Here is a 26,841-nt window from a genome sequence, read left to right as displayed (position 1 = left end):
TCGTCGATGGGTACGCACAGCAGACCGGGCGTGGTTGACCGCCAGTTGGTCTGTTCCTGACCTGCCGGTGAATCTCCGGACGGAAGATGACGGGGTGCGCCGTCTGCTCCGGAAGCCCGTACGGCTGGTGCCGTTGGGGTTCCTGGCGGTGATCCTGGTCGGCACCGGTCTGCTGATGCTGCCCTGGGCCACCAGCGAACAGCGGTACACCCCGTTCGTCACCGCGCTGTTCACGTCGACGTCGGCGGTGTCGGTGACCGGGATGGCGATCACTGACACGCCGAACTACTGGAACGGCTTCGGGCTCGTGATGATCACCGTGCTGACGCAGCTCGGCGGTCTGGGCATCCTGACCGGGGCGTCGCTGGTGATCCTGGCGGTCTCCCGCCAGCTGGGCCTGCGTAACCGGCTGCTCGTGCAGGCGGAGACCGCCGAGTTCGGCCTCGGCGACGTACGCCGGCTGCTGTTGCGCATCGCGGCGACCGTCTTCGTCACCGAGGCGCTGATGACGGCGGTGATCGCCGCGCGCCTGTTCCTGGCGTACGACTACCGGCCGGGCCGGGCGCTCTGGTCGGCGGTGTTCCACTCGGTGCAGGCGTTCAACAACGGCGGGTTCGCGCTCTACTCCGACGGCCTGATCGCGTTCTCCCGCGACGGCTGGGTGGCGCTGCCGCTGAGCATCGGCGCGATCATCGGCGGGCTGGGTTTCCCGGCGCTGTTCGAGGCGGTACGCGAGTGGCGGCAGCCGGCGCGCTGGGCGGTCGCCACGAAGCTGACCGTCTGGGGCAGCGTGGTGCTGACCGTCTTCGGCGTCGCCTACCTGCTGATGGCGGAGTGGACCAATCCGTTCACGATCGGGACGTACGACGTGCCGGGCAAGCTGCTGGCGTCGTTCACCCAGATCGCGTTGAGCCGTACCGGCGGCTTCGACGTCGTCAACGTCGGGCGGCTCACCGACGAGAGCTACCCGATGCTGATCGGCCTGATGTTCATCGGCGGCGGCAGCGCCAGCACCGCGGGCGGCATCAAGGTCTCCACGTTCTTCCTGCTCGGCTTCGCCATCTGGGCCGAGCTGCGGGGCGAGCCGGACACCACCGTCGGGCGGCGCCGGGTGGCGGCGGCGAGCCAGCGGCAGGCGCTGACGGTGGCGCTGCTGAGCGTGGCGCTGGTGGCCGGCGGGACGGTCAGCCTGATCGCGATGACCTCGCAGGTGTCGTTCGCCGCCGCGTTGTTCGAGGTCACCTCCGCGTTCAGCACCACCGGCCTGACCGTCGGGGTGTCCGGGCAGCTCTCCCCGCCGGGCCAGTACGTGCTGACCGCGCTCATGTACATCGGCCGGATCGGGCCGCTCACGCTCGGCTCGGCCATCGCGTTGAACACCCGTCGACGGCTGTACCGCTACCCGGAGGAGCAACCCATTGTCGGCTAGACATCCGGAGGAGACCGGCATCGCGGTGATCGGCCTGGGCCGGTTCGGCTCGCGCCTGGCGGAGTCCCTGTCCCGGCTCGGTTACGAGGTGCTGGCGATCGACCACGACCCGAACCGGGTCCAGCACTGGTCGGCCGACCTGGATCGGGTGGTGCAGGCGGACACCACCGAGGAGGTGGTGCTGCGCCAGCTCGGGCTGGCGGACTTCGGCCGGGTGGTGGTCGCGATCGGGGCGTCGCTGGAGGCGAGCGTGCTCACCGTACTGGCCCTGGCCGAGCTGGGGATCGCGCAGATCTGGGCGCGGGCCACCTCGGAGAAGCACGCGAAGATCCTGCACTCGGTCGGCGCGCACCACGTGGTCTTCCCCGAGCAGGAGACCGGCGAGCGGGTGGCGCACCTGATCGTCAGCCGGATGCTCGACTTCATCGAGTTCGACGACGACTTCGCCATCGCCAAGATCAAGGTGCCGGCGCCGCTGGTCGGGCGGGCGCTGCGCGACATCGCGCCGCAGGACCGGTACGGCGTGATGGTGGTGGGCGAGAAGCAGGCCGGGGAACCGTTCCGGTACGTCGGACCGGACACGGTGCTGAAGGCGGACAGCGTGCTCATCGTGGAGGGCGGCATCTCCCAGGTGCAGCGCTTCTCCGCGCTGACGTGACGGCTGTGCTGACGTGACGGCCGTGCTGACCTGACGGCCGCGCCGGCCTGAAACGGTCAGCCCTTCTTCGGGCCCTTGCCCTTGCCGTGCTCACCCCCCTTCGGCCGGTCTACTGCGCTTTTCCCTTGGGACCCTCCTTGCCCTTCGGCTTCGGCGCGGCCTTGGGCTTCGACTTCGGCGGCGCCGGCTTCGCCTTCGCCGGCCCGCTCTTGGCGGTGGACTTGGTGGCCGGCTTGACCGGCGTCTTCACCGGCGGCGCGGTGGCGGGCGCCGAGCCGGCGATGCCGGACACCTGCACGTCGCAGCTCTTGCCGCCGATGGTGAACGCCACCGGCAGCGTGTTGCTCCCGGTGTAGCGCCCGGCCAGGGTGAGCTTCGCCGACGCGCCCGGGGCCAGCGCCGGGGTCGCGGTGGGCGCGGGAATCGACACCGTACGCCCCTCCTGCCGGGCCGGCGGCTGGGCCGTGGTGACCGTCTGCTTGCCGGGGAACGTGAAGCTCATGGTCCAGCCGCGCAGCTCCTGGTCGCTGGTGTTGGTCAGCGTCAGCTCGGCGGAGAAGTCCTTGCCGGTGTCGCGGCGCAGCGAGTAGTCGACAGCGCAGAGCGTCGGCTCGGGCAGGCTCATCCGCGCCTCGGTCGGCTCGACACCGCCGCTGGCCGGGCTCCGCGACGTCAGCCCCCACAGCGTGGCGGTGACCGCGACCAGCCCGACGGCGGCCACCCCGGCCTCCACCTTGCGTCGCCGCGCCACGGCCCGCCGGGTGCGGGTGCGGACCGCCGAGAACGGCAGCGCGTCGGTCTCCGCCGACCAGGGCAGGATCGTGGTGCCCGCGTTCTCGGCGAGCGCCGGGTCCATCCGGCCGAACGCCGGTGACACCGGCACGATGGCCGCGATCCCGGCGGCCTCGGCGAGCGTACGGGCCACCTCGGCGGTCGCCGGGCGGTCCTCGGGACGCTTGGCCATGCACCGCTGCACCAGCGCGGTGACCGGCTCGGGCAGCCCCGGCACCGGCGGCATCGGGTCCGGGTCTCGGTACATGTGGGCGCGCAGCATCTCGGTGGTGGTGCTGGCCTGCCACGGCAGGCGGCCGGTGAGCATCCGGTACAGCAGCAGCCCGACCGCGTACACGTCGGTGGCGGGCGAGACGTGACCGTTGTCCAGCCGTTCCGGCGCCAGGTACGCGGGCGTGCCGAGCAGCGCGCCGTCCGGCCCCTTGTCGCTCTCCCCCACCAGCGCCGAGATGCCGAAGTCGACGACCTTCACGCCGGTCGGGGTGAGCATCACGTTGCCCGGTGTGACGTCCCGGTGCACCACGCCCCGGGCGTGCGCGGCGGCGAGCGCCGAGGCGACCTCCGCGCCGATGGTCATGGCCTCCCGCCAGGGAAGCTGCCCGTCGCGGCCGAGCCGGCCGCTGAGCGGACCGCCGTCGACCAGCTCCATGACCACGTACGGCACTGTCAGCCCGACCTGGACCGACTCGCCGTAGTCGTACACGTTGGTGATGTTGGGGTGGCACAGCCGCGCGGCGGCCTGCGCCTCCACCCGGATCCGGTGCCGGAACGCCTTGTCGCTGGCCAGCCGCGAGGCCAGCACCTTGACCGCCACCTGCCGGCCCAGCACCTCGTCGTATCCGCGCCAGACGACCGACATGCCGCCCGCACCCAACTGCTCGACGAGCCGATATCGCTCGCCGAGCAGTTGCACGCCGTTCCTGACCGGTCCACCCATGGTCGGTCCTGTTGCCCGAAGTGGGCCCCGGTACACCTCAGCGGTCGGAATCGGTCAGGAAAGTCACCCGTTCAGGCGGTCGCGAGGAGTTGGTCCACCGGCGCGTAGTCGTCGGTGAGCACCATCGCGTCGCCGACCCATTCGGTCACCTGCGCCTCGTTCATCAGCTCGGCCCGCTCCGGCAGCAGCTTCAGCCCGGGCGGGATCGCGTCCAGCGGCAGCGGCGCGTCCGAGGCGACGATCACGAAGTTGGCGCCCTGCTCCCCGTCGATCGCGCCGGGCGGCGCGATCAGCGCGACGTGCGCGAACTCGGCCTTCACAGTGGCCAGCTCGGCCCGGATGAACCGGCCCGGCGGGTAGTCGATGACGTTCTGCACGTAGATCCCGTCCGGGCGCAGCACCCGCCGGATGTCGGCGGCCATCTCCCGGGTGGCCAGGTGCCACGGCACCACCAGGTGCCCGAACGCGTCGCCGACGATGAAGTCGCGGCTGTCGGTCGGCTCGTCACGCAGCAGCACCCGCGCGTCGCCCACCTCGGCGCGCATCCGCGGGCCGGTGCGCAGGCCCAGCTCCCGCCGGTCCAGCTCGACCAGCCCGCCGTCCAGCTCGAACACCAGGTTGTCGGTGCCGGGCCGGGTCGCGGCCAGGTAGTTCGGCACGGTGAAGCCACCGCCGCCCAGGTGCAGCGCGTCCATCGGCTGCTTCGCCGGCCGCGCCACGTCCGCGACCAGGCCGATCCACTGCGTGTATGCATACTTCAGGTGGTTCGGCTCGTTCAGGTCGACGTAGGAGTGCTCGGCCGAGTTGAGGTAGAGCGTGCGCCCCTGCGGCCACGACGGGTCCACCTCGACCCGGGCGCAGTGGTACGCGGTCTCCACGTCGCACGGGTTCGGGGCCGCCGCGGTGAGCCCGGCCGCGGCGAGACCGAGCAACGCCAGCGCGGCCTTGACCCGGCCGGGCGTGGACGGCCCGCCGGCGCCGGCCTGCCGTCGCAGCCAGACGCCGAGCGCCAGCCCGGTCACCCCGAGCGCGGCGGCGAGCCCCAGCACGATGACGGAGCTGGACAGCGCGGCCACCAGCACGAAGCCGGTGCCGAGCGTGGCGGTGATGCCGCCGAGCGTGCCGATGCTGGACAGCTTGCCCACCACCTGGCCGGTGCGGCGCAGGTCGGCGAGCTGAAGCTTCACCACGAGCGGGGTGATGCCGGCCAGCAGCGCCGCCGGCAGGACCACAGTCAGCGCGGTCAGCAGGAGCACCGCGCTCGCGGCGCCGCCGCGCAGAATCTCACCGGCGTACCTGACGATCGGCAGGGTGACGGCGGTGGCGATGCCCGCCAGCACCAGCGCCGGGGCGAGAAGGGTGCGCGGGTCACGCCGGTCGGCGAGCCACCCGCCGAACCACGCCCCGTACGCGATGGCGGCCAGCGCCATGCCGATGACCGAGCTGGTCACCTGGAGCGTCACCCCGACGTACGGGCCGACCAGGCGCAACGAGACGGTCTCCAGCACCAGCACGGCGCCGCTGGAGAAGAAGACGAGGAACGCGGCGAGCCCGTTGGGCAGGGCCCGCGGCGGAACCGGGGCGTCGGCCGCCGGTTCCGCCATGACGTCGGATGTGCTGCTCACCGTGGCGATGGTACGCAGCGCCGACGGCGGGCCGCGTCAATACATCGAGATGTGAACATGGTTTGTGTGGTCCGCGGCCGGGCTGCCGCCGCCGCTGTACGCCCGCCAGCCGGTGTTCGGCATCCAGATCTGCCGATACCAGATGACGTACATGATGCCGAGCCGGTTCGCGTTGTTCTTCGCCCAGGCGGCGAGGCTGTCGCCGTACGCCTTGTCGCCGCCGGTGGCGGTCTTGTCCTCGAACCCGCCGCTGGCGGCGGAGAAGTCGCAGGCCCGGCCCTTGGGGTGCTCGCCGCCGCCACCGCTGCGGTGACACGAGGCGTAGCGCTTGTAACCGGCCGCCTTGGCCTGCTGGAGCATGTGCAGCGTGCGCGGCGTGATGCAGCCGGACGCGGGCGTCGGGTCGTCCACCGAGCACGACTCCGACGGCCACGAGCCGTCCGAGTTGCGCGGCGCGGGCTTCGCCGACGAGGAGGTGCCGTTGAACCCGGACCCGGCGCCGGAGCTGACCTTCGCCAGCGCCACCTCGGCGTCCTTCTTCTTGCGGGCCTGCACCGCGACCTGCTTGGCCTGCTCCCGCACCTCGGCGTCGATGGCGAGCTTCGCCTCGGCCGCCTCGGCCTTCGCGTCGGCCAGCTCACGCAGTCGCTTGCTGTCCCGCTGGGCCATCACGTCCAGCTCGGCGGCCCGCTTGAGGAAGTCGTTCGGGTCGGCGCTGGCCAGCAGCATCGACGTCGCGGTCAGCCGGCCCATCCGGTACGACTGCGCGGCCACCTCGCCGGCCTGCGCGGTGAGCCCGACGAGGCGTACCTCGATGTCCTTGAGCTGGGTGTCGAGCGCCTTCTGCCGGCGCTTGGAGTTCTCCAGCTTGTTCTGGGCCTCGATGTGGCCCTTCGCCGCCGCTTCCAGCGCAGCCCGCAACTGCTTGCTGCCGCCCTCGTTCGGGGCGTTCGGGCTGGGTACGGCGGCGGCCGGTCCGGCGGCCACGCCGGAGCCGAGAAGCACGGCCAGCGCGGCGAACGCGGCGAGCAGCGACCGCCGGGCGCGCCGGCCGGTAGGGCTGGTCCTGGGCACGTGTTGGTCCTTCCGTCGACCGCCGGCCCCCGCACACCGAGCGGCGTCTCCGCCGGCGCCGGGCGGCGGCCTGCTGGCGGAGACCGCCGGTCACGATACCGGAACACGCGCGACTCGCCAGGCCGGCGACCGCGTACGGCGGCTGACGTCGACGCAGCGTGCCGTGGCCGTCGCGCAGCGCCGCTCAACCGCCCAACAGGGCGGCGCTCACCTCGTCCCAGACCTCCGGGCTGGCCGCCACGAGCAGTCCCTTGCCCTCGTCGGCCGGGTGGTAGTCGGTGCCGTCGAACCGGCGGGCCACGCCGCCGGCCTCGCGCACCAGCAGCGCGCCGGGCGTGTGGTCCCACGGCAGGGTGCGCCAGAACAACACGAACTGCTGCGCGCCGGTGAGGATGTCCAGGTATTCGCGGCCGGCGCAGTGCTGGCCGGGCAGCAGCTCACCGATCCGGCGTCCGCCCTCCTCCACGCGGCGGCGGAAGTCCGGCGGCAGGAACTTCGTCGCCGCGGTGCCCCGCAACGCGCCCACCCGCGGCTCCGCCTGCGGCGACCGCAGCGTCGCCCCGTCCAGCCGGGTGCCCGCGCCGAGCCGGCCCGCCGCCATCGTGCCGTCCAGCGGGTCGTACACCCAGGAGGCCACCGGCACGCCGTCGGTGAGCAGCGCCGCCATCAGCGCGAACGGCCGCCGCCCGGCGGCGAAGTTGGAGGTGCCGTCGACCGGGTCGACGAGCCAGACGTCACCGCTGCCGCGCAGGTGCCGCAGCAGGTCCGGGTCCTCGGCGACGGCTTCCTCGCCGACCACCACCGAGCCGGGAAGCAACTGACGCAGACCTTCGGAGATGAGCGCCTCGGCGTCGCGGTCGGCGACCGTCACCACCTCGCCGGGCGCCTTCTCGGAGATGTCGGATGCGTCGAGCCGGCGGAACAACGGCACGACGACCTTGGCCGCCGCCTCCCGCAGCAGCGTGCCGACGTCGTCCAGCAGCGGGTCAGCCACGCGGAGGCAGCTTGACCACGCTGACGAAGAACTCGTCGATCTGGCGGACCACCGAGATGAAGCGCTCGAAGTCCACCGGCTTGGTCACGTAGGCGTTGGCGTGCAGCTGGTAGCTGCGCAGGATGTCCTCGTCGGCCTGCGAGGTGGTGAGCACCACCACCGGGATGCGGCAGAGCTGCGCGTCCTTCTTGATCTCCTTCAGCACCTCCCGGCCGTCGCGCCGGGGCAGGTTCAGGTCGAGCAGGATCAGGTCGGGCGTCACCGCGTCCGCGTACTGACCCTCGCGGCGCAGGTACGCGAGCGCCTCGGCGCCGTCGGAGACGACGGTGAGGCGGTTGCGGAGCTTGTGCTCCTCGAACGCCTCCTGGGTCATCAGCACGTCGCCCGGATCGTCCTCGACGAGCAGGACCTCGATCGGGCTCTTGCCGTCCGCGGGCGCGGTCATCCCACCGTCTCCTTCATGCCACCGTTTGTACCGGGTCGGTCCGCCTCCGCGGGCGGCTCTTCGCGTGCCTCGCCGTCCGGCTGCCGCCCGACGGCCGCCGGGTCACCCTCGGCGTCCGGCGCCTCGGCCGGCTCCGCGGCGTCCGCCGCGTCCTGCGTGTCCTCGTCCGCCGCCGCCTGCGCCGCCTTGGCGGCCTCGATGTCCGCCTCCAGCGCGGGCAGCGTGAACCGGATCGTGGTGCCCTCGCCGGCCTCGGTGTCCACCCAGACCCGGCCGCCGTGATACTCCACGATCTTCTTGACGATCGCCAGTCCGATGCCGGTGCCCGGGTACGCGTCCTTCGAGTGCAGCCGCTGGAAGATCACAAAGATCTTGTCGGCGAACTCCGGCTCGATCCCGATGCCGTTGTCCCGGCAGCTGATCTCCCACTCGTCATCGACCAGCCGCGCCGACACGTGCACCTTCGGCGGCAGGTCGGGGCGGCGGAACTTCACCGAGTTGCTGACCAGGTTGACCAGCAGGTTGGTCAGCAGCGGCTCCTCGCCGCGGATGGTCGGCATCTCGCCCCAGGTCAGCTCCGCGTCGGCGTACTGCACGGCCGCCTCGGTCTGCCCCGCCACGTCGCCCATCACCTTGTTCAGGTCGACCTCGGTGAAGCCGGTGGTCAGCCGGCCGATCCGGGAGAACGCCAACAGGTCGTTGATCAGCCTCTGCATACGCTGCGCGCCGTCCACCGCGAACGCGATGTACTGGTCGGCGCGCTCGTCGAGCTGCCCGGCGTAGCGCCGCTGGAGGAGCTGGCAGAAGCTGGCCACCTTGCGCAGCGGCTCCTGCAGGTCGTGCGACGCGACGTAGGCGAACTGCTCCAGGTCACGGTTGGAGCGGGTCAGCTCCTCGGCCTGCTTCTGCAGCTGGCTGTTGACCCACTCGATCCGCTCCCGCGCCTCGCGTACCTCGTCCAGCTCGCGGGCGATCTTCATCCGCATCTGGTCGATGTCCTCGGCGAGGCGGCGGAACTCCGGCGGCCCGGACCCCTCGATGTGGTGCCGGTAGTCGCCGTCGGCCACCTCGCGCACCTGGCTGACCAGGGCGGCCAGCGGGCGGATCAGGATCCGGTCCAGCGAGAGCAGCATGACCACGCCGGCCGTCGTCACCACCAGCGCGGCGATGATGAGCAGCACCACGAGCGTGTTGCTGGTCGCGTTGACCCGGTCGGCGGTCTCCTGCCGGACGGTGAGGATCTCGTCCTGGAGCGTGTTCACCGACGAACGGATGCCGTCGAACTGCTGCCGCGTCGCATCAGTGATCAGCGCCTGGCCCGCCTCGGCGCCGTCCCGCTCGACGGTGGCGATCACCGGCTCGGCCACCTGGCTCCGCCACTGGGCGGTCTGCTGCTCCACCACGTCCAGCGTCCGGCGCACGTCCGGGTAGTCGGCGGAGAGTCCCCGGATCGAGGTGACGAGGCTCTGCTCCCGCCGCACACCCTCCTGGTACGGCTCCAGGTCGCTGCGGTCGCCGTTCACCGCGTACCCGCGCACCGAGGTCTCCTGGTCGAGCAGCGCGCTCATCAGCTCCTGCGCCTGCACCCGCAGCGGACCGGTCTTGAGCAGCACCGCGTCGATGTTCTGGCGGTTCTGCGCGGCGACCGCCGCCTCCGCGGCGGCCAGCCCGAGCAGCAGCACCACGACCACGCCGAGCATCGCGCCCACCCGCCGCCGCAGGGTCCACCCCTGCTGGTACGCCTTCACCGGTTCCTCCCCGTTACCCTTCGCGCTCGCACTCACCGGCCGCTGCCCCGCGTGACCAGCAACATCGCCACGTCGTCGGCGAGCGGACCACCGTTTATCTGCTCGGCCCGCCCCACCAGCCAGGCGGGCAGCTCGGACAGCGGCACCGCCCGGTTCGCCGGGTCGGCGAGCAGGTCGGTCAGCCCGGGTACGTCGAGCCGTTCGTCACCGCCGTTCACCCGGCCCTCGATGAGGCCGTCGGTGTACATCAGCAGGGACCAGTCGTCGGTGTCGAACTCCAGGTCGAAGGCGATCGGGCGGCGCGGGCGTACGCCCAGCAGCAGCCCGCCCTTGGCCGGCACCGGCGCGACCTTGCCGCCGCTGAGCAGCAGCGGCGGCGGGTGACCGGCGAGGCGTACGGTGGCCCGCGCCGACGCCAGGTCGAGCCGGGTGGTGGCCACCGTCGCGAAGATCTCCTGGAGGCGGCGCTCGCTCATCAGCACCTGCTCCAGCGCGGGCAGCACCTCGTCGTCCGGCACCCCGGCCAGCACCAGCGCCCGCCAGGCCACGCGCAGCTCGACGCCGAGCGCCGCCTCGTCCACGCCGTGCCCGCAGACGTCGCCGACGATCAGGTCGATCCGGTCCGGCTGGGTCTGCACCACGTCGTAGAAGTCGCCGCCGATGAGCGCGGCGTGCCGGCCGGGCCGGTAGAACGTGTGCACCGCCACCTCGTCGGTGGTCATCAGCGGCTGCGGCAGCAGGCCGCGTTCCAGGCGGGCGGACTCGGCCTGGCGCAGCTCCACCTCGCGCAGCCGGCGGGCGTTCTCGTCGGCCCGCTTGCGCTCGACCGCGTACCGCAGCGCCCGGGTCAGCAGGACCCCGTCGACCTGGCCCTTGACCAGGTAGTCCTGGGCCCCTTCGGCGACCGCGACGATGCCCAGGTGCTCGTCGGAGCGGCCGGTCAGCACGCAGACCGCCGCGCCGCTGGCCATCTCCAGCACCCGGCGCAGCCCGTCCAGGCCCTGCGCGTCGGGCAGGCCCAGGTCGAGCAGGACGCAGTCGACGCCCATCACCCGCTGCCGGGCCTCGCTGAGACTGGTGGCCACCAGCAGATCGATCATCGAGTTGGTCTCGGCGAGCAGTTCGCCGACCAGGAAGGCGTCGCCTTCGTCGTCCTCGACCAGCAGCACCCGTAGCCGCTCACCCGGTGGCACGCCGCCGTGCAGCCCCGCCCCGGCCGACGGCACGTGGACGGCGCCCGACGCGCCGGAACCCCGCTGCGGTCGGGTAACCGCCGCGAGTCGCGGGAGTTCGCTGGTGATGTCGGGCTCCTTCCGAATGCCCTGCTGATCCTGACTCAGACAACAGTCGCACACAACGCGGCCGACACCGGCGCGGCGGAGCGGACGACCGGTCCACTTCCACAGCGGCGCGGTCGACCCACGATGTTACGCCGGGAGCGCTGTCACGCCCGCAGCGCACCGACCGAGGGCTGCCGCCGCAGCTCTCGGGGGTGCAGGATGATGCCCACCCCATTGATCCACCCCGAGGAGTCCCCGTGGGCGCACCCCCCACCCGCCCCGCCGACCGGGCGCTCGCCCGGCCCCGCCGCCGGCTGACCAGCGCCGTCGCCTCGCTGGTCGTGCTGCTCGCCGTCGGGGCGGGCGTCCTGGTCGGCCTCTCCACCCCCGCGCCGGCACCGGCGGACGCGCCCGAGCGCGAGTTCAGCGCCGCCCGGGCGTACCGGAACGTCGAGGTGATCGCGGCCGAGCCGCACGTAGCAGGCAGCGCCGCCAACGACCGGGTACGCGAGCACCTGGTCGGGACGCTGCGCGGGCTGGGCCTGGAGACCGAGGTGCAGGACGCGGTGGCGCCCGAGGCCGGGCAGCTCAGTGGCGCGGCCGGCGGGGCGACGCTGGCCCGGGTCCGCAACGTGGTGGCCCGCCTGCCCGGCACCGACCCGACCGGAAAGGTGTTCCTGGTCTCCCACTACGACTCGGTGCAGACCGGGCCGGGCGGCAACGACGACGCGGCCGGCACCGCCGCGATCCTGGAGGTGGCCCGGGCGCTCACCACCGGCCCGCGTCCCCGAAACGACATCGTCTTCGTGCTCACCGACGCGGAGGAGGCGTGCCTGTGCGGGGCCGCCGGATTCGCCGCCGACCACCCGCTCGCCCGCGACGGCGGCGTGGTGCTCAACCTGGAGGCGCGCGGCTCCACCGGCCCGGTGATCATGTTCGAGACGTCCCGGAACAACGCGAAGCTGGTGGAGGTGTTCGGCAAGGCCGCGCCGCACCCGGTGGGCACCTCGTTCGCGGTGGAGATCTACCGCGCGCTGCCGAACGACACCGACTTCACCGCGTTCCTGGACCGCAAATTCGTGGGCCTGAACTCGGCGTACATCGACGGCGGCGCGATCTACCACACCCCGCTGGACGTGCCGGCCCGGGTGGACCGGGGCAGCCTCCAGATGCACGGCGACAACGCGCTCGGCCTGGCCCGCGAGTTCGGCCGCACCGACCTGGGTGACCTGCGCGCAGGCCACGACGACACCTACTTCCCGGTGCTCGGCGGCCTGGTGAGCTACCCCGGCTGGCTGACACTGCCGCTCGCAGTGGCCGCGCTGCTCGCCGTCGGCGCGCTCGGCTGGCTCCTGCGCCGCCGGGGCCGGGCCACCGCCGGCACGCTCGCCGCCGGCTTCGGCCTGACCCTGGTGCCGGTCGTCGTGGCGCCGCTCGGCGCGTGGCTGCTCTGGGCCGCGATCACCACGATCCGCCCCGGGTACGCCGAGCTGCTCGACCCGTACCGCCCGGTCTGGTACCGGCTCGCCGTGGTGGCGCTCTCCGCCGCGGTGCTGTTCTGCTGGTACGCGCTGCTGCGCCGCCGGGTCGGCCCGGCCGCGCTGGCGTTCGGCGGGCTGGCCTGGCTCGCCGTGTTCGGGGTGCTGCTCGCCGTGGCGGTGCCCGGCGGGGCGTACCTGACGACACTGCCCGCCCTGGCCGGCGCGCTCGCCGGTTTCGCGGCGCTCGCCACCCGGCGCGACGGACCCTGGCCGGTGGTCGCGGTGACGCTCGCCGCCGCGGTGGCGGTGGTGATCCTGCTGCCGCCGGTGGTGCTGCTGTTCCCCGCGCTCGGCATGGGCATGGGCGCTGTTGCCGCGCTCGTCGCGGTGCTGCTCGGCCTCGCCGTACTCCCGGTGGTGGACCTGCTGCACCCCCGGGCCGGCGGCCAGCGCGGCCTGCTCGCGCTGCGCGCACGCCGGCTGGGCGCGCTGCCCGCCGCGGCCGCCGCGCTGGCGGCGGTGGTGCTCGCCGGGGTCGGCCTCGCGGTGGACCGCTTCGACGCCGCGCACCCCGTGCCGACCCACCTGATGTACGCGCTGGACGCGGGCACCGGCAAGGCGACCTGGCTCACCCGTGAGGAGAAGCCGCAGCCCTGGACCGACGGCTACGTCGACGGCACGATCTCGGTGGCCGACGACTTCCCCGGGCTGGGCGCCACCGAACTGCGCGGCGGACCGGCCACCGCCGCGCCGCTGCCCGCGCCGAAGGTGGATGTGCTCTCCGACACCCGCACCGGTGACCAGCGTGTGCTGCGACTCCGGGTGGTGCCGCAGCGGCAGGTACGCCTGCTCACGCTGCACGTCGACACCAGCACCGCGACAGTGCGGTCCGCCTCGGTGGCCGGGCGGGACGTGCTGGTCGAGCCGGGCGACGGCAAGTGGGGCTTCGGGATCGTGTTCCACGCCCCGCCGCCGGAGGGCGTCGAAGTGACGCTGACGCTCGTTCCCGGCTCCGGGGCCGTGTCGGTGCGGGCCATGGACGCCAGTGACGGGCTGTCCGGAGTGCCCGGGTTCCGGCCCCGGCCGCCGGGTGTGGGCGTGGTCGGCTCGCACAGCTCGGAGATGCTGGCGGTGGCGCGCACGTACCCAATCTGAGCGGTCTGCTTGATCGACACCACCGCTTGATCGACACCACCTCGCCGAAGTGGCGGTATCCGCACGCCGGGATACCGCCACTTCGGCGTACCGGATGTGGGTCAGCGCCGCCCCAGGACCTCGGCGACCCGCAGGAACCCGTCTGCGCCATGGCCCAGTCCGACGGCGCGACGGGCCATGCCCTCGGCCGCTCGCATCACCCCGGCGTCGATGCCGTGCGCCTCGGACGTGTGGACGATGTGGGCCATGGATGACACGGCGGACGTGATCGGATTGCCGTCGCCGGGGAAGTTTCCCGTGTCCATCTCCGCCGCGCCCTCCTCGAAGATGGGCGGCAGGATCGCCGCGATGCCGGTGGCGAACGGCGCCAGCTCCCGGGCCGTGATGGCCTCCGCCTTCGCCACGGCCAGCGCGTGCGCGTAACCCGCCATCGCGGTCCAGAAGATGTCGAGCAGCGCGATGTCGTACGCCGCCACGCGCCCGATGTCCTCGCCGAGGTGGGTGTGGGTGCCGCCCAGCGCGTCGAGCACCGGCTGGTGCTCCTGGTAGAGGCTCGCCGGACCGCTGTAGATGAGCACCGCGTCCGCGGTGCCGATGGTGGTGGTCGGCGTCATGATCGCGCCGTCCAGATATCGGATGCCGTGTCCGGCCGCCCAACCTGCGGTGTCCCGGGCCCGGTCCGGGGTGTCGGCCGTCAGGCTGACGACGGTGCGCCCGTGGAGCGCGGCGGCGACCGCGTCGCGGCGCAGGATCGCATCCGAGGCGTCGTAGTTCACCACGCAGACCACCGTCAGCGCGCTCGCGGCGACCGCCTCCTCGGCGGTCGGTGCGCTCGTCGCGCCCCGCTCGACCAACTCGCGATCCCTGCCGGGCGTGCGATTCCAGACCGTCGTGGGCACTCCGGCGTCCAGGAAGGCGCCGGCCAGCGCGCGACCCATCGGGCCCAGGCCGAGCACCGTGACAGACTTGTCGGGATTCGTGTTCACGCAGACTCCTCTTGTCGAATGGGACGCAGATGACGCGCAGTCGGGCCCAGGATCTGAACGTCTGTGGAGTGACGGCCGCGATCGCCGTGATCGACGGCAAGTGGAAGACAGCCCTGCTCTGGCTGCTGGAATCCGGCCCGCGCCGCCCCGGTGAGCTGCGCCGGGAGCTTCCCGGCCTCACCGAGAAGGTGCTGACTCAGGCGTTACGCGAGATGGAGAGCGACGGGCTGGTGCACCGGGAGGCGTACGAGGTGCTGCCGTTGAAGACCGAGTACTCGCTTACTACGTTCGGCCGCGAACTCGCCGAGGCGCTGGCCCCCCTCTCCGACTGGGGTCACCGCCGCCTGGACAAACTCGCCGCGACCCGCACCGCCTCCTGACGCCGCCTCCACCCACAACCAGGTTCGTCGCGGTCGCGCACGGCGACAAGTACCCACAAAAAAGTGGCTACGTCTGTTGATCGACCGCGAGACTCGGGTCATGGAATTCCTCTGCTACCACCGCGATCGGCTCGGTTCGGCAACTCTGCGTCAGGAGCTGATCGAGGAGCACTGGTCCTACATGGACCGGTATGCGGAGCAGATGATCGCGCGCGGCCCGACGCTCGCCGCCGACGGTTCACCGACCGGCAGCGTGCACATCCTGAGCCTGCCCGATCCCGCCGCCGCCCGGGCGTTCGCCTTCGACGAGCCGAACTACCAGGCCGGCGCGTACCGGGACGTGATGCTGCGCCGGTGGCGGAACATGCTGGGGCGCACCATGTGGGAGTTCCCCGGCGGCCGGACCGGCGGCAACCGCTACCTGGTGCTCGGCCTCGGTCCGGAGCAGGGCGACGGCCCGGTGCTGCCGCAGCGGCAGGACGAGTTGGTCGCGTACGGGCCGCTGCTGTCCGACGACGGCGCGACGTGGCTCGGTACGGCGGCGCTGGTGCGGGCGACCGGGCCGGACGAGGCACGCGCCGTTCTGGCCGCCGACCGGTACGCCGAGGTGGAGGTGCACAACTGGGTGTTCGGCGGGCGCCCGGCGTAACCGGCTACTCGTGGTCTGCCAACCGCAGCAGCCACTCGTCACCCAGAGATGCGACGAGCAGGCTGCAATGATCGAACCGCAGCAGGAGACCTTCGGGCTGCGTCGTGCCGCCGTGGATGGGCGCGGCGTTCAGCAGCCGATGCCCCGGCAGCAGCGCCAGCAGATCAGGACGCTGCGCCGGTCCGACGCGCGTCTCACCAAATTCCCCCATGTCGTAGGCGGCGTACGGCTCGGCGAACTGAAGACGCAGCAACTCGCCGGATCCATGGGCCATGAGGACTGGCACGCCCTGAAAATGCAGCCAGAAGTGCAACAGGCTCTCCGCGTCGCCACTACGCCGGCCGCCGGACCAGTGGCGGGCCTCGGTGACCGCGACGAGGTTCCGGCCGATGACCTGACGCAGCACCGCTTCGGTGGCCTGAAGCGAATCACGCACGGCCACCTCCAGCGGTATCGATGCGGCGGGAGCGGGTCGCCGGCTGGGACACCCCGACAAGTATCCACAGGTGGCTAGGCTGGCGACATGCCCATCGATGTGGAGCGTGCGCGGCAGGCGCTGGCGCTCTGGGACGACTTCCCCGTCCACCGCGAGCCGCGCCCGATCGTGCTGACGGAGATGGGCGTCGCAGCACTCGATCGGCTGAACGCGGACACCGAGTGGCGAGCGTTGTTCGATGGCCCGGGCGTCTCAGAGGCTGACCTGCCGCCGGAGATCGCGCCAGACGCCATCAACTACTGCCGGGACGTGCAGAGCGGGGCGCAGCGACCGTTGGCGCGCATCATCCGGGCGCACGGACCGTTCGCCACCGACCGGGGCGTACGCGAACTCCCGGCGTGGATGATGTACCCGGACGACCGGCGATGGCCGTTCATCGCCATGGACCCGGACGTGAAGCGTCGGATGACATGGCGGCCATCCGGCCTGGCAGCCGTTCATCACGAGGAAGCCGTGCTCGCAGACGACGGGCGCACGCTGACCTACCGGTTCACCGGGACGCCCAGGCAGTACGCCGACTACCCCCACGCCGAGGTGTTCGAGACGGACACGGCGGTGCTCGTCACGCCGGTAGAGGTCGATCTGGACGGGGACGGCATCCGGCTGGACTACGCCGAGGAGCGTGAGGTGGTGGTGCGCCTGGCCGCTCCGCTCGGCAACCGGGTCCTGATCCACACCGGCCACGGTCCCGGAACACCCACCTTCGGCTCCCCCATAACGGTGCTGACCCCGACTGACCGGGGAGCATGAGCGAGCCGGGCTACTTCCAGCGGAAGTGCACGAACAGCCGGCCGAAGTTCTTCGAGTCCTTCTCGACCCGGTGGTAGAGCTGCTTCACGTCCTTCTGGTCGAGGAAGCGCAGCACCTTCTTCTTCAGCGCGCCCGACCCCTTGCCCGGGATGATCTCCACGAGCGTGGCCTTCTTCGCCACCGCCTCGTCCATGATCCCGCGCAGCGCACGATCGATGTCGTGGCCCTTGTTGTAGATGTCGTGGAGGTCGAGCTTGAGCTTCACGGTCCCATCCTAGATACGCCGAAGGGCAGCCCAGGCGGGCTGCCCTTCCGCGTGATCCGTCAACGAGAGACCTTGCCCTCCACCCGGCGCAGGGCGGTGGCGTAGTCGGTGTTCGTCGAGTACATCGCTGCAGCGATGCGCAGGTGCCGCAGCGCGTCCACGTGCCGGTTCATCCGCTCCAGCGTGCGACCGAGCACGTGGTGCGCGTAGTGATCGCTCGGGTCCCGGTCGACCAGCGCGCGCAACTGCTCCTCGGCCCGGTTGAGCTGGGCCGACTGGAAGTAGGCGCGGGCCAGCAGCTGCCGGACCGAGGAGTTGTCCGGCTCGGCCTCGATGATCGGTTCGAGCAGCCGGGCCGCTCCGGTCGGGTCACCCGCTTCGAAGAACATGGTCGCCCGCCGGTACTCCGCCAGAAGATCCACTCGACCCACCTCCTCGTGTCGCGCCAGACCTTGGTCCGACGCTGACACAACACCGGCGCGAGCGCGAGTGTTCCTGCAACGCGAAGATCAGGTGGTCGGGTCGTACCGGCCGCCGACCAGGTCCCAGGCCCGGACACCGCCGACGATTCCGGCAGTGTTCGGGACGATCACCACGTCGTCGCCCATCCGGGCCACCTGCTCGGGCCGGATCAGCCGGGAGTTGCCGCCGCCGAGATACAGCCGGTCCCAGCGGAACACCGGCCGCAGGCCGTCCACCACCTGCCGGATCCGCCGGGACCAGAACGCGTCGCCGAGGCGCCGCCGTTCCGGCTCCCCCACGTACGTGTCGTAGGTGGTGTTCCACCGCACCGGCGCGTGCGACAGCTCCAGGTGCGGCGCGAGCACCCCGCCGTCGAACAGCGCGCTGCCCAGCCCGGTGCCGAGCGTCAGCACCAGCTCGCAGCCGGCCCCGGCGACCACGCCCGCGCCGTGCACCTCGGCGTCGTTGAGCACCAGCGCCGGTACGCCGAACGCCTCGGACAGCGCGGTGCGCGCGTCGTACCCGGACCACTCAGCCAGCAACTCGGGGTCGACGCGGCTGCGCGGCCCGGAGCGCGTCACGTAGTGCGGCGTGGCCACCACGACGCCGTGCCGGATCATGCCGGGCATGCCGACGGTGAGCCGGTCCGCCGTGGGCAGGCGGGCGCCGAGATCCAGCAGCGTCTTGACGAACAGGCCGGGCGGCAGCGGGTACGGCGTGGGCACGCGCAGCGGCCGGGCGCGCATGGTCCCGGCGGCGTCCAGCACGGAGGCCTTGATCCCGCCGCCACCGCAGTCGATCGCCAGTGTGGTCACCACGGCTGTGAGTCTCCCTCAGATCGGTGCCGCCGCACGCGCGGGTCACGGTAATCCGGATGCGCGCGCCGGTAGGCTCGGTGCCCTGATGAGCGCCACGTTGATCGCCAAGGACCTCACCGCCGGCCACGGTGACCGCCTCCTCTTCGAAGACCTCGACCTGGTCGTCGCGCCCGGCGACGTGGTGGGTCTGGTCGGGGTCAACGGCGCGGGCAAGTCCACGCTGCTGCGTACCCTCGCCGGCCTGGCCCCACGCGAGCAGGGCACGGTGGCGTTGAGCCCGCCCACGGCGACCGTCGGCTACCTGCCGCAGGAGCCGGAGCGCCGGCCCGGCGAGACGGTCCGCGAGTTCCTGGCCCGGCGCACCGGGGTGAGCGCCGCGCAGGCCGCGCTGGACGCCGCCACCGAGGCGCTCACCGCCGGGGCGGCGGGCGCCGACGACGCGTACGCGAACGCTTTGGAACGCTGGCTCGACCTCGGCGGCGCGGACCTGGACGAGCGGGCCGCGCAGGTCGCCGCGGAACTGGGTCTCGACGTCGGCCTGGACCACCCGATGACCGGCCTGTCCGGCGGGCAGGCCGCCCGCGCCGGGCTCGCGTCGCTGCTGCTCAGCCGGTACGACATCTTCCTGCTCGACGAGCCCACGAACGACCTGGACCTGGCCGGGCTGGACCGGCTGGAACGTTTCGTCACCGGCCTGCGCGCCGGGACCGTGCTGGTCAGCCACGACCGGGAGTTCCTCACCCGCACCGTGAACCGAATCGTGGAGCTGGATCTGCACCAGCGGCAGGTCAAGCACTACGGCGGTGGCTACGCGGCCTACCTGGAGGAGCGGGAGGTGGCGCGCCGGCACGCCCGCGAGGAGTACGAGGAGTTCGCCGACACGAAGGCCGACCTGGAGGCGCGCGCCCGCACCCAGCGGGCGTGGATGGAGAAGGGCGTCAAGAACGCCCGCCGCAAGGCCACCGACAACGACAAGGTCGGGCGCAAGTTCCGCGCCGAGTCGACCGAGAAGCAGGCCGCGAAGGCCAAGCAGACCGCCCGGCTGATCGAGCGCCTGGAGGTGGTCGAGGAGCCGCGCAAGGAGTGGGAGCTGCGCATGGAGATCGCCGCCGCGCCCCGCGCCGGCGCCGTCGTGGCCTCGCTCCGAGGAGCAGTGGTACGCCGTGGCGGCTTCACGCTCGGCCCGGTGGACCTGCAGATCGACTGGGCCGACCGGGTGGCGATCACCGGGGCGAACGGCTCCGGCAAGAGCACCCTGCTCGCGGCGCTGCTCGGCCGGCTGCCACTGGACGAGGGGCACGCCGCGCTCGGCCCCGGCGTGGTGGTCGGCGAGGTCGACCAGGCCCGGGGACTGTTCCTCGGCGACCAGCCGCTGCTCGACGCGTTCGGCGCCGCCGTACCCGATCTCGCCCCGGCGGACGTGCGGACGCTGCTCGCCAAGTTCGGGCTGCGCGCCGAGCATGTGCTGCGGCCGGCGGCGACGCTGTCCCCCGGCGAGCGGACCCGGGCCGCGCTGGCCCTGCTCCAGGGCCGCGGCGTGAACCTGCTGGTGCTCGACGAGCCGACCAACCACCTCGACCTCGCAGCCATCGAACAGCTCGAATCGGCCCTGGCCAGCTACCCCGGCACGCTGCTGCTGGTCACCCACGACCGGCGGATGCTCGACGCGGTGAGCGTGAACCGGCGGCTGGGTGTCGCGGACGGAAGGATCGCCGAACACTGATCCGTGCCGAGTCGCCCGCGCGGGTCCACAATGAGCGCATGCTCAAGTGGGAGTACGCGCTGCTGGTCCGCCGCCGCCAGGCCGCCACCACCGACGCCGGGTGGGAGGTCGTCTTCATCTGGTACGGCCCGGACGGCTCCATGATCGACGTCACGCCGTACGGCGACACCGCGCTGGCCCACCTGAACCGGGCCGGTGACCAGGGCTGGGAACTGGTCGCGATGAGCGAGGACCCGTCGCTGCCTGGCAACAACGAGCTGCACCGCTACCACCTCAAGCGCCCGAAGACGGCCGCCACCCAGCCGCGCCAGCGAATGCGCACCTCCCGCACCGTCCGCCGAACCCTCTCCGGCTGACCCCACCCGCGCTTACCCACGCCCCGCCCGCCCCGGCGCGTCGATCTTGCAGTTGAGGCCCTCCGCCCGCCCCTTTTCCGAGCTTTGTCCGGGCTGCAACTCCATGATCGCCGGGGCGCACCCGGGCGCCCGGCATCGGTGCAGACCACCCCGGCCAACACCTCGTTGATCAAGGAGTTTGTGTCAATTCCGCCCTCGGAACAGGACACAAACTCCTTGATCAACGGGGTGGGCGCGGGGGCTCCAAGCCCTCGCCTGGCGATCAAGGAGTTTGTGTCGGCGGGCGGCGGTTGGCGTGACACGAACTCCTTGATCAACGCCGCGTAGGGGACGGGGCGCGGGCGGGCGGGACGGGCAGGGCGCTCCGCCCCGCGCCCCAACCCACCCAGCCCGGTCCGCCCTCATCCCGTCCCGGCGCGCATATTGGGGCGAAATGGGGGTAACGGGCCGCCGGAGGTGGCGCATGGTGGCGATGGGGCAGACCGCGCTCTCGGGTGAGCGACTCCGGCAGACCGACGACTTCCTCGCCGAGGCGTGGGCCGATCTGGTCCGGCACGACGAGCGGCTGCGCGGGACGACCGTCGAGGTGCGCTTCGACCGGGGGGTGGCGCACCTGACCGGCGCGGTCGCCGACCCGGCGCAGTTGCGGCTGGTACGGGAGTTGATCGGCCGGCTGTCGGGCGTACTCGGGGTCTGGTGCCGGGTCGCCGTGGCCGGGCGAGCGCCGGTGGTGGTCGACCTGGGCTGCGGCGCGACCAAGCAGTGGCCGGGCAACCTGGGGCTGGACATCTATCCGGCGCCGGGGGTGAACGCGGTCGCCAACCTCGCCGGCTCGCTGCCGCTGCGCGACGACTCGGTGGACGTGTTCTTCGCGGTGCACATCGTGGAGCACCTGATCGACTTCCTGCCGCTGTTCGACGAGTGCCACCGGGTGCTGCGGCCGGGCGGGGTGCTCCACGTGATGAGTCCCTGGTGGCGGCACGTCAACGCGGTGGCCGACCCGACCCACGTACGCCTGCTGGACGTGCAGACGTTCAAGGGCATCTGCGGTCAGCGCCCACCGGGTACGCCGCGCTGGTATCCGCTGCACGTCGGCTGCGACGGCGCGTCGATCTTCGCCGACCTCACTCCCCTGCCGCCGGACGCGCCGCCCCCGCCCGCGTCCCACCTGGCCCGCTTCTTCGACTGACCACCCGAACCCCGCGCCCAAGGAAACCCCTCGGCCACCCCGCTGATCATGAAGTTGACGGCACTTTTGGAGATCGACTTCGCCGTCAACTTCATGATCAACGCGGTCAAGGAAAGGGGCGCGAGGCAAGCGCGGTCAGCGGGGTGGGGCGGACTCTCTCAGGGCCACGTGGTGGGGGGCCACCAGCTCTCGGGGTGGGGAGTCGCGGTCGGGGCCGAGGCGGCCGGCCAGCAACTCGACCGCCAGTCGGGCGATGCGCTCCTTGTCGGGGGCGACTGTGGTCAGTGTCGGGATTGAGAAGCGGCCGTCCTCGATGTCGTCGAAGCCGGCCACCGCGACGTCCTCGGGCACGCGCAGGCCCACCTCGTGCAGGGCGCGCAGCGCGCCGAGCGCGAGCGTGTCGTTGAAGCAGAAGACGGCGTCGGGGCGTACCCCGGTGGTGAGCAGGTTGCGCATGGCGGCGGCGCCGTCCGCGCGGTGCCAGGCCGGCGCGGGCGCCACCAGGCGGTCGTCGTACGCGATGCCGGCCTCGCTCAGCGCGGCGGTGTAGCCGGCCAGGCGGAGCCGCGCGCTGGCGCCCTCGGGGGTCCGCTGGGAACCGATCGCGGCGATCCGGCGGCGGCCGAGCCCGATCAGGTGGGCGGTGATCTCCCGGGCGGCGGCCACATTGTCGATCATCACGTGGTCGGCGGGGCCGTGGTCGACGCGTTCGCCGAGCAGCACCATGGGCAGGCCGTGCAGGGCGGCGAGGTCGTCGGAGGTGAGCGCGAGCGGGCTCAGGATCAGGCCGTCGATCATGTGGTCGCCGATGCCGCTGGCGGCCTTGCGCTCCTGCTCGGAGCCGCCGCCGGTCTGGTCGATGAGCACCGTCCAGTCGTGGTCGGCGGCGGCGGTGACGACATGCCGGGCCAACTCGGCGAAGTAGGGGATGTCGAGCTCGGGCACGGCCAGGGCGATCACCCCGGTACGCCCTTTGCGCAGGTTGCGGGCCGACAGGTTGGGCCGGTAGTTGAGCGCGGCGATGGCCTCCTCGACCCGGGCCCGGGTGTCGGCGCGTACGTGTTGGTAGCCGTTGACGACGTTGGAGACGGTCTTCACCGACACTCCGGCCCGCTCCGCGACGTCCTTGAGCCTGTGCCGCACTGAACTGTCCTCCCGGTGAACGCTGGCCGCACTGTACCGCGTCACGACGATGTAACGACCTCTTTACACGAGCACTTACAACGTTGTAGAAACCACTGACAGGGGGGTGACCGCGGTCACCGGCAACACCAGTGAGAAAGAGGTTGGCATCGTGCCGAACGCGCAGCTCACGATCGATCCGGCGTTCCGGGTCGCGCCAGCGGACCGCCGGATCTTCGGTTCCTTCGTCGAGCACATGGGGCGCTGCGTCTACGGCGGGGTGTACGAACCGGGGCACCCCAACGCCGACCGGCGGGGTCTGCGGCGCGACGTGCTGGACCTGACCCGTGAGCTGGGCGTCTCGGTCGTCCGGTACCCGGGCGGCAACTTCGTCTCCAGCTACCGCTGGGAGGACGGCATCGGCCCGGTCGGCGACCGCCCGCGCCGGCTCGACCTGGCCTGGAAGACGATCGAGACCAACGAGTTCGGCCTGGACGAATTCATGACCTGGGCCGCCGAGGCCGGGGTCGAGCCGATGATGGCCGTCAACCTCGGCACCCGCGGCGTGACCGAGGCGCTCGACCTGCTGGAGTACACCAACCACCCGGGCGGCACCCAACTGTCCGACCTGCGCCGCAAGCACGGCGCCGAGCAGCCGTACGGGGTGCGGCTGTGGTGCCTCGGCAACGAGATGGACGGGCCGTGGCAGGTCGGGCACAAGACCGCCGACGAGTACGGCCGCCTCGCCGCCGAGACCGCGCGCGCCATGAAGATGATCGACCCGTCGATCAGCCTGGTCGCCTGCGGAAGCTCCAACCGGGGCATGCCCACGTTCGCCGCGTGGGAGGCCACCGTGCTGGAGCACACCTACGAGCACGTCGACTACATCTCCGCCCACACCTACTACGACCCCTCCGACGGCGACCGGGCCAGCGTGCTCGCCTCCGCCGTCGACATGGACGCCTTCATCACCGAGGTCGTCGCCACCGCCGACCACGTGGGCGCCAAGCTGCGGCAGAAGCGCAAGCTGAAGGTCTCCTTCGACGAGTGGAACGTCTGGTACCAGTCCCGCCTCCAGGCCGACCTGGACCGGCGCGGCTGGGTCGAGGCGCCCGCGCTGATCGAGGACGACTACACGGCCGTCGACGCGGTGGTCGTCGGCGACCTGCTGATCACGCTGCTCCGGCACGCCGACCGCGTCGGCGTGGCCTGCCAGGCGCAGCTCGCCAACGTGATCGCCCCGATCCGTACCCGCAACGGCGGCCCGGCCTGGCGGCAGAGCATCTTCCACCCGTTCGCCCTGACCGCCCGGTACGCACGCGGCACCGTGCTGCGGACCGAGCCCACCGGCCCCACCTACGAGACCCGCCGGTACGGCGACGTGCCGGCGCTGGACACCGTCGCCGTGCACGACGAGGAGACCGGCGAGCTGGCCGTCTTCGCCGTCAACCGCAGCCCGCAGGACCTTCCGCTCGACCTGGACCTGCGCGGCCTGCCCGGCCTGCGGGCCGAGGCGCACACCACGGTGGCGGCCGGAACCGAACCGGACGCCACGAACACCGAAGCGGACCCGGAGCGGGTCACGCCCCGGGACCTCACCACTCCCACGATCGACGGCGGCCGTGCCTCCGTACTGCTGCCGGCCACTTCCTGGAACCTGCTGCGCTTCGTGCCAGCGCCGTGACCAGTCAATACTTCATCCCGTCCCCCAAGGAGCACCCATGATCCAGAACGAGATGAGCCGACGGCGGCTGCTCGGGCTCGGCCTCGGACTCGGCGCGGCGGCCACGCTGACGCTCAGCGGCTGCGGCGGCGGCAGCAGCTCCGACAGCTCCGGCGCGGCCGGCAACGGCGGCAAGGACTACACCGGCCCGAAGGTGGACCTGAAGCTGTGGAACGGCTTCACCGGCGGCGACGGCGACATCTTCAAGACGCTGGTCCAGCAGTTCAACAGCGAGCACGAGAACATCGCGGTCAGCGTGATCACGTACCAGTGGGAGGACTACTACAGCAAGCTCCCCGGCGCGGTCTCCAGCGGCAACGGCCCGGACATCGCTGTCATGCACATGGACCAGCTCGCCACGTTCGCCGCCCGCGGCGTGATCAACGAGCTGGACGACGTGGCCAAGGCCCTGGAGCTGAGCGAGGGCGACTTCGCCCCGACCGTCTGGAAGGGCGGCCTCTACAACGACAAGCGGTACGGCATCCCGCTGGACATGCACCCGCTGGGCTTCTACTACAACAAGACGGTCATGCAGAAGGCCGGCCTGGACCCGGAGAAGCCCCCGGCCACCCGGGACGAGTACACCGCCGCGCTCACCGAGCTGAAGAAGTCGGGCGTGCAGGGGTTCTGGGTCAGCCCGTTCCAGTTCACCGGCGGAATGACCTTCTACAGCCTGCTGCACCAGTGGGGCGGCACCGTCTTCGACGCCGAGGTGGCGAAGGCGACGTTCAACGCCGACCCGGCGGTCGAGGCGTGCACCTGGCTGGTCGACCTGATCAAGCAGGGCCACTCCCCCGCCAACGTCGGCCAGGACGCCGACTACCTGGCGTTCAAGAGCGGCAAGAACGCGTTCAACTGGAACGGCATCTGGCAGATCAACGACCTGAAGAAGAGCTCGAACGTGCAGTGGGGCGTCGCGCCGCTGCCGCAGATCGGCAGCCAGAAGGCCGCCTGGGCGAACTCGCACAACTTCACCATCGTCAAGCAGCGGTCGGCGAACGCCAACAAGACCGCCGGCGCGAAGGTGTTCATCAACTGGCTGAGCCAGCACTCGCTGGACTGGGCCAAGGGCGGCCAGGTGCCGGCCCGCAAGGCGGTCCGCGAGAGCAGCGAGTTCACCGCGCTCACCGAGGTCAACGCGCTCGCACCGGAGCTGGAGTACGCCGCGTTCCCGCCCGCCGCGCCCGGCCTGGGCGAGGTCATCCTGACCTTCTACAGCGCGTTCAACGAGGCGGCGCTGGGCAAGAAGTCGCCGAAGCAGGCGCTCGACGACGGCGTGGCGAAGGCGAACAAGCAGCTCGAGGACAACCGCAAGAAGTACGGGAGCTGATCCGCGGTGGCGGACGTGATCGAGGCCGGGGCGGCGCGTGACGGCGCGCCGCCCGCGGCGGCGCGCACCCGCCGCCGGGGCGCGACGGAACGCGGCAACCGGACGACGCCGTACCTCTTCCTCGCGCCGTACCTGATCCTGTTCGGCGTCTTCGGCCTGGCGCCGATCCTGTTCGGCGTCTGGATCAGCCTGCACCAGTGGGACCTGCAACTGCCCAACCGGCCCTTCGTCGGGCTCGGCAACTACCGGGACCTGTTCTCCAGCGACTCGGCGATCTTCGGTGACTGGTGGTCCAGCGTCCGGGCCACCGGGATCTTCACGCTGTTCTCCGTACCGTTGCTGGTGGTCGTCCCGCTCGGGCTGGCGCTGCTGCTCAACCGCTCGTTCCCCGGCCGGACGTTCTTCCGGGCCGCCTTCTTCGCGCCGTACGTGCTGGGCGTGGCGGTGATCGGCCTGCTCTGGCGGTTCCTGCTGGACGCCAACCTGGGCCTGGTCAACGCGCTGCTCGGCGTGCTCGGGCTGCCCTCGGACACGCCGTGGGTCACAGATGTGCCGTGGGCGTGGGTGTCGCTGGTCGGCGTGACCGTGTGGTGGACCTGCGGCTTCAACGCGGTGATCTACCTGGCCGGCCTCCAGGACATCCCGGCCGAGCTGTACGAAGCGGCCAAGGTGGACGGCGCGGGCGCCTGGGCCAGGTTCCGCCACGTCACGATCCCCGGGCTGCGCCCGGTAATGCTGTTCGTCTTCACCACCACGATCCTCGCCTCGGCGAACGTGTTCGGGCAGGCGTTCCTGATCACCCAGGGCGCGCCCGGCGAGCAGACCCGGACCGTGGTCTGGCGGATCGTCGACGAGGGACTGCGGGACTACGACGCCGGGCGGGCCGCCGCGATGAGCGTGTTCTTCGCGCTGATGCTGGCCGTGGTGAGCGTCGCCAACTTCCGGCTGTTCCGCTACCGGGAAGACTGAGGGGA

The 26,841-nt window shown here is 71.9% G+C and carries 25 protein-coding genes; 12 read left to right on the top strand and 13 right to left on the bottom strand.

The window, feature by feature from the left end; translation table 11 throughout:
* Window positions 1-94 precede the first annotated feature (94 nt).
* Together ACSDG8_RS20465 and ACSDG8_RS20460 are read left to right on the top strand one after the other, a co-directional pair.
* A complete protein-coding gene (locus ACSDG8_RS20465; RefSeq protein WP_210896782.1) occupies window positions 95-1,429 on the top strand; it encodes a TrkH family potassium uptake protein in 1,335 nt (444 codons plus the stop codon).
* Window positions 1,419-2,087, top strand: a complete 669-nt coding sequence (locus tag ACSDG8_RS20460; protein ID WP_116508798.1) for a potassium channel family protein — start codon at window positions 1,419-1,421, stop codon at window positions 2,085-2,087. Before ACSDG8_RS20465 ends, ACSDG8_RS20460 begins: the two co-directional genes overlap by 11 nt.
* A 109-nt stretch (window positions 2,088-2,196) precedes the next feature.
* Here ACSDG8_RS20460 and ACSDG8_RS20455 read toward each other — a convergent pair whose 3' ends face one another.
* The 7 genes from ACSDG8_RS20455 to ACSDG8_RS20425 form a co-directional block, all read right to left on the bottom strand.
* Complete coding sequence (locus ACSDG8_RS20455) at window positions 2,197-3,816, bottom strand: serine/threonine-protein kinase (RefSeq protein WP_210896784.1); 1,620 nt, start codon at window positions 3,814-3,816, stop codon at window positions 2,197-2,199.
* Window positions 3,817-3,887: 71 nt separating this feature from the next.
* The gene (locus ACSDG8_RS20450) at window positions 3,888-5,420 is read right to left on the bottom strand and encodes a fused MFS/spermidine synthase (RefSeq protein WP_210897005.1); all 1,533 of its coding nucleotides are present in this window, start codon (window positions 5,418-5,420) and stop codon (window positions 3,888-3,890) included.
* A 57-nt stretch (window positions 5,421-5,477) separates the two neighbouring features.
* Window positions 5,478-6,515: a coiled-coil domain-containing protein gene (locus ACSDG8_RS20445; protein ID WP_210896786.1), complete on the bottom strand. Its 1,038-nt coding sequence runs from the start codon at window positions 6,513-6,515 to the stop codon at window positions 5,478-5,480.
* 184 nt (window positions 6,516-6,699) lie between these two features.
* Window positions 6,700-7,509 (bottom strand): inositol monophosphatase family protein, encoded by an 810-nt coding sequence (locus ACSDG8_RS20440; protein ID WP_210896788.1) that lies wholly within the window; start codon window positions 7,507-7,509, stop codon window positions 6,700-6,702.
* Window positions 7,502-7,954, bottom strand: a complete 453-nt coding sequence (locus ACSDG8_RS20435; protein WP_210896790.1) for a response regulator — start codon at window positions 7,952-7,954, stop codon at window positions 7,502-7,504. The genes ACSDG8_RS20440 and ACSDG8_RS20435 overlap by 8 nt, the downstream gene beginning before the upstream one ends.
* Entirely contained in the window at window positions 7,951-9,702 is a 1,752-nt protein-coding gene (locus tag ACSDG8_RS20430) for a sensor histidine kinase (protein ID WP_210896792.1), read from the bottom strand. The genes ACSDG8_RS20435 and ACSDG8_RS20430 overlap by 4 nt, the downstream gene beginning before the upstream one ends.
* A 32-nt stretch (window positions 9,703-9,734) precedes the next feature.
* A complete protein-coding gene (locus ACSDG8_RS20425) occupies window positions 9,735-10,928 on the bottom strand; it encodes a PP2C family protein-serine/threonine phosphatase (RefSeq protein ID WP_210896794.1) in 1,194 nt (397 codons plus the stop codon).
* Between the two features lie 311 nt (window positions 10,929-11,239).
* On the opposite strand from ACSDG8_RS20425, the gene ACSDG8_RS20420 reads away from it, so the two are divergent.
* Window positions 11,240-13,618, top strand: a complete 2,379-nt coding sequence (locus ACSDG8_RS20420; protein ID WP_210896796.1) for a M28 family peptidase — start codon at window positions 11,240-11,242, stop codon at window positions 13,616-13,618.
* Window positions 13,619-13,719: 101 nt separating this feature from the next.
* Here ACSDG8_RS20420 and ACSDG8_RS20415 read toward each other — a convergent pair whose 3' ends face one another.
* Window positions 13,720-14,604, bottom strand: a complete 885-nt coding sequence (locus ACSDG8_RS20415) for an NAD(P)-dependent oxidoreductase (protein ID WP_210896798.1) — start codon at window positions 14,602-14,604, stop codon at window positions 13,720-13,722.
* 29 nt (window positions 14,605-14,633) lie between these two features.
* Here ACSDG8_RS20415 and ACSDG8_RS20410 point away from each other — a divergent pair, with 29 nt between their 5' ends.
* Both ACSDG8_RS20410 and ACSDG8_RS20405 read left to right on the top strand, forming a co-directional pair.
* Entirely contained in the window at window positions 14,634-14,984 is a 351-nt protein-coding gene (locus ACSDG8_RS20410) for a winged helix-turn-helix transcriptional regulator (protein ID WP_210896800.1), read from the top strand.
* 100 nt (window positions 14,985-15,084) lie between these two features.
* Window positions 15,085-15,633: a YciI family protein gene (locus tag ACSDG8_RS20405; protein WP_210896802.1), complete on the top strand. Its 549-nt coding sequence runs from the start codon at window positions 15,085-15,087 to the stop codon at window positions 15,631-15,633.
* A gap of 4 nt (window positions 15,634-15,637) precedes the next feature.
* Here ACSDG8_RS20405 and ACSDG8_RS20400 read toward each other — a convergent pair whose 3' ends face one another.
* Entirely contained in the window at window positions 15,638-16,069 is a 432-nt protein-coding gene (locus ACSDG8_RS20400; protein WP_307856120.1) for a hypothetical protein, read from the bottom strand.
* Window positions 16,070-16,156: 87 nt separating this feature from the next.
* On the opposite strand from ACSDG8_RS20400, the gene ACSDG8_RS20395 reads away from it, so the two are divergent.
* A complete protein-coding gene (locus ACSDG8_RS20395) occupies window positions 16,157-16,879 on the top strand; it encodes a hypothetical protein (RefSeq protein ID WP_210896804.1) in 723 nt (240 codons plus the stop codon).
* 10 nt (window positions 16,880-16,889) lie between these two features.
* Here the strand turns inward: ACSDG8_RS20395 and ACSDG8_RS20390 are convergent, their stop codons facing one another.
* The 3 genes from ACSDG8_RS20390 to ACSDG8_RS20380 all read right to left on the bottom strand — a co-directional run bounded on the left by ACSDG8_RS20390 (window position 16,890) and on the right by ACSDG8_RS20380 (window position 18,424).
* Window positions 16,890-17,144 (bottom strand): Smr/MutS family protein, encoded by a 255-nt coding sequence (locus tag ACSDG8_RS20390; protein ID WP_013288724.1) that lies wholly within the window; start codon window positions 17,142-17,144, stop codon window positions 16,890-16,892.
* Window positions 17,145-17,203: 59 nt separating this feature from the next.
* A complete protein-coding gene (locus ACSDG8_RS20385; RefSeq protein WP_210896806.1) occupies window positions 17,204-17,566 on the bottom strand; it encodes a tetratricopeptide repeat protein in 363 nt (120 codons plus the stop codon).
* An 87-nt stretch (window positions 17,567-17,653) separates the two neighbouring features.
* On the bottom strand, window positions 17,654-18,424 hold the full coding sequence (locus ACSDG8_RS20380) for an ROK family protein (RefSeq protein ID WP_210896808.1): 771 nt from the start codon (window positions 18,422-18,424) through the stop codon (window positions 17,654-17,656).
* A gap of 85 nt (window positions 18,425-18,509) precedes the next feature.
* Between ACSDG8_RS20380 and ACSDG8_RS20375 the strand changes: the two genes are divergently transcribed.
* From ACSDG8_RS20375 to ACSDG8_RS20365, 3 genes are all read left to right on the top strand, one after another.
* A complete protein-coding gene (locus ACSDG8_RS20375; RefSeq protein ID WP_210896810.1) occupies window positions 18,510-20,147 on the top strand; it encodes an ABC-F family ATP-binding cassette domain-containing protein in 1,638 nt (545 codons plus the stop codon).
* Between the two features lie 38 nt (window positions 20,148-20,185).
* Window positions 20,186-20,503, top strand: coding sequence for a hypothetical protein (locus ACSDG8_RS20370; RefSeq protein ID WP_210896812.1), 318 nt, complete (start codon window positions 20,186-20,188; stop codon window positions 20,501-20,503).
* A 463-nt stretch (window positions 20,504-20,966) separates the two neighbouring features.
* Window positions 20,967-21,692 carry a methyltransferase domain-containing protein gene (locus ACSDG8_RS20365; protein ID WP_210896814.1) on the top strand — a complete coding sequence of 242 codons (726 nt, stop codon included), beginning with the start codon at window positions 20,967-20,969 and terminating at the stop codon, window positions 21,690-21,692.
* Between the two features lie 135 nt (window positions 21,693-21,827).
* Here the strand turns inward: ACSDG8_RS20365 and ACSDG8_RS20360 are convergent, their stop codons facing one another.
* Window positions 21,828-22,835, bottom strand: a complete 1,008-nt coding sequence (locus tag ACSDG8_RS20360; protein ID WP_210896816.1) for a LacI family DNA-binding transcriptional regulator — start codon at window positions 22,833-22,835, stop codon at window positions 21,828-21,830.
* A 151-nt stretch (window positions 22,836-22,986) separates the two neighbouring features.
* Between ACSDG8_RS20360 and arfA the strand changes: the two genes are divergently transcribed.
* From arfA to ACSDG8_RS20345, 3 genes are read left to right on the top strand one after another with little or no spacing between them, the layout of a single operon-like run.
* Complete coding sequence (gene arfA, locus ACSDG8_RS20355) at window positions 22,987-24,498, top strand: arabinosylfuranosidase ArfA (protein ID WP_210896818.1); 1,512 nt, start codon at window positions 22,987-22,989, stop codon at window positions 24,496-24,498.
* A gap of 37 nt (window positions 24,499-24,535) precedes the next feature.
* Complete coding sequence (locus ACSDG8_RS20350) at window positions 24,536-25,867, top strand: ABC transporter substrate-binding protein (protein WP_210896820.1); 1,332 nt, start codon at window positions 24,536-24,538, stop codon at window positions 25,865-25,867.
* Window positions 25,868-25,873: 6 nt separating this feature from the next.
* A complete protein-coding gene (locus ACSDG8_RS20345) occupies window positions 25,874-26,836 on the top strand; it encodes a carbohydrate ABC transporter permease (protein ID WP_210896822.1) in 963 nt (320 codons plus the stop codon).
* Window positions 26,837-26,841: the final 5 nt, after the last annotated feature.

Origin of the sequence: Micromonospora sp. LA-10, assembly GCF_051853095.1 — a bacterium.
Taxonomy (GTDB): Bacteria; Actinomycetota; Actinomycetes; order Mycobacteriales; family Micromonosporaceae; genus Micromonospora; species Micromonospora echinospora_A.
This window is presented reverse-complemented; position numbering and strand designations above follow the sequence as displayed.